The 1,594-nt window shown below is 71.1% G+C and carries 2 protein-coding genes; both read right to left on the reverse strand.

Annotated elements, in window-relative coordinates; genetic code table 11:
* On the reverse strand, positions 1-863 hold an 863-nt coding region (locus FOE67_RS25280; protein WP_182667137.1), incomplete at its 3' end, for an RNA polymerase sigma factor.
* Positions 864-1,089: 226 nt separating this feature from the next.
* On the reverse strand, positions 1,090-1,594 hold a 505-nt coding region (locus tag FOE67_RS25285), incomplete at its 5' end, for a class F sortase (RefSeq protein ID WP_182667138.1).

Raw genomic sequence — 1,594 nt, forward strand, 5'->3', positions numbered from 1 at the left:
GGACTCGCGGGAGGGACCGTCGGGGCCCCGTCCGGTGCCGCCCCGGTGGGGGGAACACCGCGGACGAGTTCCCCAAGGGCCCGATACAGCGCGGCGGGCGGGGCCACGAGGGGAAGACCGTGCAACAGACGGTGGGTGGGCACGGGGAGGTCGCCGTGGTTGCCGCAGCGTTCGCACGCCCGCAGGTGACGGGCGATCCGCTTGCGCCACAGTGACCCCGGTGTCCCGTCCCACTCGCGGGTGATCCCCGTCAGGTCCCGGCAGGGAGGTCGTGTCCCGAGGGCGCGGACGATGTCCCGACCGGTGTCGAGGCGCTCGCGCAGGCGACCCACCCGTACGGCGGCGTGGCGCTCGGAGACACCGAGCGCCTCGGCCAGTTCGGATCGCGCGAGACGCCCGCACTCCTCCAGCCACCACAGGGAGAGCAACTCGCGATCGTCGTCGTCCAGCCACCGGGTGGCCTCGACCACCTCACGACGCTGATCGGTGAGGTGGAGCCGCAGGATCGTCAGAGAGGCGAAGTCCGTCACGTCGGCGAGGGATTCGGCGGCGGGCATCGCCTCGATGGTGCGGCGGGAGTGCTGCCGTTCGCGGATTTGATCCCGTATCCGGCGCACCGTGATGGCCACCATCCAGGATCGGTACGATTCGGCCCGTTCCAGCCGGCCCAGACCGCGCACCACGCGCAGCATGATGTCCTGCACCACGTCCTCGACGTCCCCGTGACCGTCCAGGGCCCGACCCACGATGGTGTGGACGAGCGGGAGCGACTGCGACAACAGACTCTCCAGCGCCCGCCGGTCACCGTCCCGGGCCGCGACCACCAGTGAGTGGTCGGGCCCCCGTTCGGGCTCGTGCTTCATTCCTGACTTCCCTTCGGGCGTATCCGGTGGGCTCGGCGACGCGTCACCACGCACCGCCCCTGCCACACGGGGAGACCGGGCCGCTCTCCGGATACAACGAAAACGCGCCGGATTTCCCCGGCACGTTATCGCCCCTCTCCCGCCCCGGGGTGCCGTTCCCTCCGGGATGGACAACCCGGGGCGGCGACCCGGTCGGATCCGTGGGGCCCACCACCCGGAGCGGGCGTCAGGTGTCCCGGGTGGAGTCCAGGCGGGCGAAGACCACCAGGTTGTCCTCGTAGTTCCGGGTGGCGCGATCGTAGGTGCCGGCGCAGGTGATCAATCGCAGCTGCGCGGAGGGGGTGTCGCGGTAGACCCGCTCGTCGGGAAAGTCGGCCTTGGAGAAGGTTTCCACGGCGTAGACCTCGAAGGTGGCGACGGTTCCGTCCTTCCGGTGGATGTCCACCGTGCTCCCGGGGCGCAGGGCGTTGAGGTGGACGAACACGGCGGGTCCGGTTCGGGTGTCCACATGGCCGACCACGATGGAGGCCCCGCGCTCCCCCGGCGTGACCCCGTCCTCGAACCATCCCACGAGATTCTTGTCGTCGTGCGGGGGCGGGTCGAGTTCACCGGTCTCCCCGATGGCCAGCGGCACGAAGGGGGCGTCCACCCCGATCTCCGGGATGGTGATGCGTTGCGGTTCCGCCGGCGGCAACGCGGGATCCCCTGCCGCCTCCGGGGTTTCCGGGGCG

Origin of the sequence: Streptomyces calidiresistens (assembly GCF_014141525.1) — a bacterium.
GTDB lineage: Bacteria > Actinomycetota > Actinomycetes > Streptomycetales > Streptomycetaceae > Streptomyces > Streptomyces calidiresistens.